5 protein-coding genes are annotated in these 8,414 nt (G+C 40.3%); all 5 read right to left on the bottom strand.

Annotated elements, in window-relative coordinates:
- Positions 1–2,530: two-component regulator propeller domain-containing protein (locus Q0X89_RS12705; protein ID WP_297694747.1), on the bottom strand; the 2,530-nt coding region annotated here is incomplete at its 3' end.
- A gap of 22 nt (positions 2,531–2,552) precedes the next feature.
- The gene (locus tag Q0X89_RS12700) at positions 2,553–4,097 is read right to left on the bottom strand and encodes a RagB/SusD family nutrient uptake outer membrane protein (protein WP_297694745.1); all 1,545 of its coding nucleotides are present in this window, start codon (positions 4,095–4,097) and stop codon (positions 2,553–2,555) included.
- 6 nt (positions 4,098–4,103) lie between these two features.
- Positions 4,104–6,539, bottom strand: coding sequence for a SusC/RagA family TonB-linked outer membrane protein (locus Q0X89_RS12695; protein ID WP_297694743.1), 2,436 nt, complete (start codon positions 6,537–6,539; stop codon positions 4,104–4,106).
- Complete coding sequence (locus Q0X89_RS12690) at positions 6,536–7,123, bottom strand: carboxypeptidase-like regulatory domain-containing protein (RefSeq protein ID WP_297694741.1); 588 nt, start codon at positions 7,121–7,123, stop codon at positions 6,536–6,538. The genes Q0X89_RS12695 and Q0X89_RS12690 overlap by 4 nt, the downstream gene beginning before the upstream one ends.
- A gap of 282 nt (positions 7,124–7,405) precedes the next feature.
- A partial coding sequence (locus Q0X89_RS12685; RefSeq protein ID WP_367177057.1) for a sensor histidine kinase occupies positions 7,406–8,414 on the bottom strand: 1,009 nt, incomplete at its 5' end.

Here is an 8,414-nt window from a genome sequence, read left to right as displayed (position 1 = left end):
GTAAGCGTTTTCGCTGATATCGGTCCATTGCGTAAATCCCCACAATAAATATAACAAAATACAGACTATAGGCCCACCAGGTGGTCCACCAGGGAGGTGCAATGGTCACATCAATACTTTTTTCGGACCATATCCCATTTATAGCATTGACGGTTTTTATCTGGAAAATATAATTGCCTGGAGGTACCTTAAAGTAATTCACTTTATCCTCAACGCGGGCTTCACGCCAGTCTGTATCGTAATTCTGCAATTTGTAATACAATATCTTATCACTAGAACCACGATAATCTATAGCAGTAAAACTAAAAGCAAATTCATCTTCATTATGATCCAATAGAATTTCCTTAGTGTCAAAAAGCGATTCCTTTAACGGTCCATTTTTATCTGGAACCAGAGCTCGATTATTTACCCAAAAAGAGGTAAAATATAATTGTGATTCATCAGGGGACGTCTTGAAATCAACAGGATAAAAAGAGTAATATCCTCTACTATCACAAAAAAAGAGTCTCCCATCATTGGCTTTATAACCTGAGGCTTTAAATAAACGATCCCCATCAGAAGTAATTACCCCACTTTCTTTTCCAAAATGCACTAATTTATCCCGGTTTTTATTCAATCTGTATATCCCGTTTAAGGTACTTACCCAAAGATTTTCTTCATTGTCGGCGATGATTGACATTACAACGAAATTTATGCCAATTCCAGTACCTTCATCACCTAATGGATAAAATTTATCTAGTCCTTTGTCATAACGATAAAGCCCTTTGTTTGTGCCCGCCCAGATAATCCCTGACTTATCCTTATATAAGTCATTTGTAGTATAACCCGGCAGATATTGCTTGAATTTCCCGGATTTTCGATCCATATTGTTTATGCCACCAAATGACCCAATCCAAAGTTCATTTTTTTCTCCTTCAATAATACGAGATACCCTATCATCGCTAATACTTATGGGATCCTCATCATCCTTTCTAAAATGGGTAAATTTTCCGGCATCTCTATCCATTAGATTCAATCCTCCTGCATCTACCCCTACCCATAAGTTAAAATCCCGGTCTTCATATATATCCGAAATACCATAACCACTCAAACTTGTAGAATCATTTGGGTCATGCTGGTAGCGCGTAAAGTTACCGGTCCCGGCATTATATCTATTTAAGCCATTGCCCGTGCCAATCCATAAGACCCCCTTTTTGTCCTTAAATAATTTTGAAATATACCTGCTACTCAAACTATTTTCATTCGATGGTTCATGGACCATCCGCTGCGAAGTTCCGTTATTCAAATTTTTACGCACCAAACCATTATTAGTGCTCATCCACATGTAAAAGGGTGCTTCTTCCATCAAAGATCTATTAAGACCATCCACCTTAAAATGTGGAATATGAATATTTTTAAGATCAACTTTATATACGTTTTCTTCCTGAGTAGTCAGCCAAACTATTCCATCATCTGAAGCGTGTGCCCACCAACCAGAATTATCAAGGAAGGTTCCTGATTTATCAGCATCATTGCCAAAATGGGTAATTTTCTGGCTTACAGGATCATATCGGTTAATACCATTGGCGGCAGTCCCGATCCAAATTTTTCCATCAGAATCTTCCAAAATAAAGGTAATATGGTCATAGCCAGCAGATGCATTCACCAGTGGGCGACTTAATTTTTCGGGCTGCTTTGGATCATAGGAATGGCGTGTAAACTTTCCTGTCTTACGATCTAAAGTATGCAACCCATCCTTATCCGTTCCGATCCAGAAGTTTCCTCTACTATCTTCGAATATGGCTCTTACTTTATTCCCCGCAAGACTGTTTGTATTATTAGGGTCGTGCAAATAGCGTGTGAAAGCACCCTTACTTCGATCAAATTTATTAAGACCCCCTTCAGGATTGTGTGTCCATGGCACTCCTGTCCCAACCCAAAGGATACCTTCCCGGTCTTCATAAATGGCCCTAACTTGGTCGTTACTCAGGCTTGTTGGATCATTGGGATCGTGCCTGAAATGATCAAACTTTCCTGTTTTAATATCCAGGCGATCCAAACCTTCATTCGTTCCTATCCAAAGATCCCCAAGGTGGTCCATATGAATGGTGTTAACAGCATCACTACTTATACTTTCGGCATCATTAGGGTTATGTCTGTAATGTGTAAAAGTCTCCAACTCCGGGTCAAACCTGTTTAATCCTCCTGCCCCAACCCAGATAATTCCGGAAGGATCCACGAACAAACATTCAGGATAGATACTTCCAAGGCTATTGGGATCTTTTGGGTCGTGCTGATAAGATTTCATATGGTTGCCATCGTATCTTATAATGGCACCATTTGTTTGATCTGAGAACCACATAAAACCATTTTTGTCCTGGGTAATGGCGTTGATCTTACCTAAACTAATACCATTGGATCCTTCAATTTTTGTGAATTTTAGTTGTTGGATCTGGGCATTACTAATGTTGCAAAGACATAAAATAAAACCAAGGATAAAGTAAAACTTATATTTCAATGTAGATGTGATTGCACTATGTCTATTTTTCATTTTAAGTGGTTACCTGATCTTTTTAATATCCAGGATTCTGGATCAAATTAGGATTAGTAAGCAATGCATTTGATGGAATAGGATACAAATTTTTGGTATCATCCCCTATAGAATTTGTGTCTTTAAACTCCCAATTCCTGGTAAACTGCGCAAAACGAATCATATCTGTTCTTCTAACCAATTCAAGATATAATTCTCTTCCCCTTTCTTCCAATAATTCGTTTTCAGAAACCACACCAAGGGGTGTAGCTCCTCTAAGGACTCTAAGTTCATTCACCATGGCAGTGGCATCGCCACCGGAACGTAAAATAGCTTCGGCTTTCATCAAATGAGCATCTGCATACCTAAAAATAATGGCATGATTTACAAATCCATTGTTGATACTTGGGTGATATTTAAGTACTCGGATTCCATTAGCCTCTCCAACACCTATTAAACCCGGATATTCCCTGGTAAATACCAGGTCTTTACCCGTGCGGTCTTTTGTTTTAGTACCATCTGCATTATACTGTTGTCCTATTAGAAAACCATATCCTATCCCTTTGTTGGTTTCATTCGATTCATTTATCCCCGGAACAAACCCTCTGCGCTCTTCCTGACCTATTCCAAAAGCATTGCTATTCGCATCACCTTCAAATATATCATAGAATTCAGATAAGGTGCTGAAGCCATTCCAACCCCCAATACCTTGACTGTAATGTAACGATCCATAAATTAAAACGCCTACATTGGTTGGTAGCCAAAAGACGGTTTCCGTATCGGCACTCTCCTGGAATATATCAAAGTAGCCCGATTGCAAAGCAAAACCTTCGGCAGCGATTTCATCTACTAAGGAAATAACTTCATCCAGCGATATAGGAATACCAGTACCATTATAAACCCCAGAATTTAAAAGAACCCTGGCTTTTAAGAAGCGGGCAGCGGCTTTGGTGCCTCTTTTAAGAATGTCCATATCCCCAGCTGAAGCTGATGGTAATCCTTCAATGGCAATATCCAGGTCACTAAGTACAGAGGCAAGTGCTTCAGTTCTTGATAAAACAACAGGATTAATTTCCGGCCCTTCATCCGGCGCTCTATTGGGAACCTGACCAAACAGGTCCATAATAACCCAAGTGGCAAAAGCCCGAATAAAACTTGCTTGTGCCACCTCTTCTTGTGAAGCATTACTTCTGGGATCGATAACCTCGGAAGTAAGGAATATGATTTCATTCCACGTGTCCCATGTAAAAACAACAACTGCGTGTGATGAATCCCATGTATGGGCATGCAAGTTCCTCCATAAACCATTATCACCCCAGTCAGTACCTCTGGTAGGAACAATCTGTTCGTCCGTAGTTATATGTTGCAAACCGGTATAACCCCCAGTCCCAATCAAGTTAGGACCTAATAGGTTATAAATATTGTCAAGTGAAGCAGGCACACTTTCTACGCCGTTGAATATTCCTCCCTCTGCTGTAGATCTATCTATAATGCGATCTGTTGCTTCTATCTCCAAATCGGAACAGGACATGAAAGCTATTCCCAGGATGGCCGGCAACAAATATTTTTTGATTTGTGCATTTTTCATGTTTTGTTAAAATTTTGCGGTTAAATTAAAAGAAATTATCCTTGGTCTTGGATAGGCCAAATTGTCGATCCCCGCTGTAGGAATACCGTTTATAAAATTGCCGCCGGCTGTATTAACCTCCGGATCAAGTCCACTATAGCCGGTAAATAGAAATAAATTTTGGCCAATAACGCTTAACTGAAGGCTTTTAAAAGTTCGTGTGCCACTTAAAGGTACATTATAACCAAGGCTTAAGGTTTGTACGCGCACATAATCCCCATTTTCCAGGAATCGCTCAGAAACCTCGGCGGCCGCATTTCCTGATTCACCATTTGTTAAAACATCTTTTGTAACATTGTTTCCACTCCTCAAAGACCCGGCTGTGAAAAAAGCATTCCTGGTGGCATTATATACCGAGTAAGCAAACTGGCCTGTAAGATAGGCCGCGAAATTCCAATTTTTATAGGATGCGTTTAAAGAGAACCCGGCAGTCACATCTGGTAACGCATCTTTCCCAACAAGGGCCTGAACATCTCCTATTGGCTGGCCGTTTTCATCAAAACCCTCAAAAGGCCTTAAATAGTAAGAAAATAAGGGCTGGCCTCCTGTAAGCAACTGGACAAATGCCCCTGACAATCCCTGGCCGCCAAAATTCCCTGCCGGAATTTGCCCTGGAAAATCCTGCAATTCGTTCTCATTATAAGCGATATTAAAGGAGGCATCCAAATTGAAATTATCAGATTGCACAAAATCATATCCCAATACAAATTCAATCCCCTGGTTTAATACCACAGCGTCTAAATTTTGGAATAAAAATGGTCGTGGCGAAGGTTGCGCCGCAGTAACCCGTATCAATAAATCATCTGTCTCCTTTCGGTAAAGATCAATTGAACCGGTAAGCCTATCAATATTAAATCCAAAATCAATGCCAACATTAAATGACAATGTTTCTTCCCATTTCAATGCATTGTTTACAAATGAAATTACCTGGGTTCCCGGAATGTTTATTTCCCCCCCATTTCCAATCCTCCCTTCTTCGTATCGTTCAGTTCTAACAAAATTACCAAATCCAAGACCTTCCTGATTCCCTGTGAGACCTCCACTTACCCTAAGTTTTAAGGTAGAAACACCTGGGCCAATAAAGTCTTCTTCATCTATTTTCCAGGCAAAAGCACCTGAGGGAAAGAAACCATATTGGTTATCCGGACCAAAACGTGAAGAACCATCCGCGCGAATTGTTCCAGTAAAAAGGTATTTATTGTTGATGGAATAGTTTAACCTGGCAAAGAAAGATTGCAATTCATCTGTAAAATCATAGGTGTCTCCAAAAATAGCAGTAACACTGGTGGCTACCGGCGAAATCATATCTGTTCCCAATGGGAAGAGCCTGTTCACAAAAATATCAGGATCGTTGGTTCCAAGACCATACTGTTGGTAATTTCCGCTTATGGCCGCTTCAATGGCATTCGCAGAATTTACCAAATCTTCGCCTGCTTCATTAAGATCACTGGTAGAAAATCCCCAGCCCTGTACATTTCTTCCACTTCTTTGGAAATCCTGAAACGAAAACCCTAAAAGGGCATCCAGGGAGGAATTTTCAAAGTTCTTTTTATAGGTAACGATGGCCTCCAATAAATTGTTTGTAATATCAAGATCGAAAAGACGTCCGGTTCCTCTGTCAGGAGCACCAAATGCATCCAGGTTATCTCGGCTATTAACAGAAACCGTTGAAGATTTAGAGTTGTCATACCCTACGGTTAACTTGGCTGACAGTTCCGAAGTAATTGCATAATCTACTGAAATATTTCCTAAGAATCTATTGGTAGAGCCCGTGATCTGTTGATATTCCAAAACTTCTGCAGGCGTTAGAATACCAGATGAAACAAAATCCAGGCTTGCCGGAATAGTGGGATTGGCTATATAAGCAAGGGACAAAGCCTGCGAAGGTGAAAAAGCCTCATCATTTACTCTGGACATAGTCCCCCTAAAACTAAGCTCAAGCTTGTCTTTTAAGAATCGGTGTGACCAATTAAGCCTTGCGCTGATCCTTTCGAGGGAAGTCTTCTTTATAATTCCGTTTTCCTTTCCGTAACCAAAGGTGGCTAAAAAGTTGCCTTTGCCATAATTTTTGGACCAGGATAAATTTAGATTTTCGGAGATACCCGTTCTTGTAACAAAATCCTGCCAGTCCGTATTGCCTCCAAAATCAACTGCTTCTGCATCCCCACCATACTGTGCAATTCCTGCCAGGAACTCATCTCTGTCCAATAGATCAAATCTCTTTGCAACAGAGGAAACACCTACGGTTGAGGAAAATTCAAAAACACCGGCACCACCCGTCTTGCCATTTTTCGTTGTAATAATAACTACCCCATTTGCACCCCTGGAGCCATAAATGGCTGTTGCAGAGGCATCTTTAAGGATACTGATACTTTCAATATCGGAAGGGTTTAAGAAGTTCAATGGGTTTCTAGTGTCAGTAATGGGTTTCTTGCGGGCCTACTGGATTCAAATGAGGATGTTGCACCGCCATCGAGTGGTACCCCGTCTACCACAAATAATGGATTGTTGTTGGAACGTACAGAATTACTGCCTCTGATACGGATCTCAATTCCTGCACCCGGTTCTCCACTGGTCTCGGTTATCTGCACTCCCGCGGCTTTACCTTGTATCAGTTGTTCCGGTGAAATAATAATCCCTTTATTAAAATCCTTGGAAGCTACTGCAACAACAGAACCCGTGGCATCTTTTACTGTAGTTGTCCCATAGGCAATAACAATAACCTCATCTAAATTAGCCGTAACTGCCTGCAATTCTATTTGCAAAGTTGTTTGACCAATTACCGGTACTTCCTTATTTGCATAACCGATGTAGGAGAACACCAAGATGGCATTTTCATCAATGACCTTAAGGGAAAAGTCCCCTTCAAAATTAGATTGTGTTCCATTGATAGTGCCTTTTTCCAATATGTTTGCGCCAATCAGAGGGCCATTGGCATCCGAAACTGTACCGGAAATCACAACCTCCTGAGCAGAGATTATATTCAAACTAATTATTTGAGATAATGTAAAAAGCAAAGCAAACATTGGTCTCATATGCTCAAATTTTTAAACAAAGGAAATCAAGCCCTTGTAATTGAATTGGTAAATCACTTCACAATATTCAGATCCAAATAAATGAGGCTAATGTAAATGAATACTCGACAGATAAAAGCAAACAAAATGTGCATCTATGGGATGTTACACATAAAAGTTTTTATAAGATATAAAAAAAATTGCCCTATTAATAAAAAAGGGCATTAAAAGAAGATCTCAAATAGCTTAACAAGCCTAAACTGGCAACATAACAGTAAATTCCGTCCCTTCATTTTCCTTCGTTCTAACATTAAGTTCCCCACCATGCGCATTTACGATATCATAGCTAAGAGATAATCCCAATCCTGTTCCCTGCCCGGTTGGTTTGGTGGTAAAAAAAGGTTGAAATATTTTGTCCAAAACTCTTTTTGGTATTCCATTGCCGTTGTCCTTGACCGAAATCAAAACCTGTTCACCTTTCTTTTTAGTACTTATTGAAACCGTCGGTTCAAAATCATTGGGTTGTTGTTTTTTTCTCTCGGAAACAGCATAAAATGCATTAGTAATTAAATTAAGTATCACTCGTCCAATATCCTGAGAAACAACATTGATCTTAACCATACTTTCGTCAAAATCGGTTTGCATGCTAGCGTTGAAGGTTTTGTCTTTTGCCCGCAGGCCATGGTAGGCCAGGCGCAAATATTCATCGGCCAGGACATTGATATCCGTAAGCTCTTTTTGCCCGCTGCTGCTTCTACTATGCTGCAGCATCCCTTTGACAATGACATCGGCTCTTTTACCGTGGTGCGTGATCTTATCCAGATTTTGTTTTACATCATAGGCTAAAGCTCTTGCTTCTTCAAGGTCACCTTTCTCCAATTCTTCGTGCATTTCCTCAATAAGTTCAACACTTACCTCAGAAAAATTATTTACAAAGTTCAAAGGGTTCTGAATTTCATGGGCTATGCCTGCAGTAAGTTCTCCCAGGGAAGCCATTTTTTCAGATTGTATTAATTGTGTTTGGGTGGTTTTTAATTCGGTCAAAGTAGTTTCCACATTCTGTTTTGCCTTTTCTAATTTGGTAAAGTCTTCATAACGAGCGTAAGCGATGGCAAAGGCATCGGCCAGGGATTGTACGGACTCTATCTGGTCTTCCGCCAAAGGTTCTACATTCCCAACATACAACATACCCTGGGTAAAGGGAACAAAATGCAAATGGAGCGATTCCGGGGGCTGCTCAGCTCCCTGATAGACCTTTATGTTT

This window comes from uncultured Eudoraea sp. (genome assembly GCF_947258525.1).
Taxonomy (GTDB): Bacteria; Bacteroidota; Bacteroidia; order Flavobacteriales; family Flavobacteriaceae; genus Eudoraea.
Note: the sequence above shows the minus strand (reverse complement) of the source record. Positions and strands in the feature narration are given on the sequence as shown.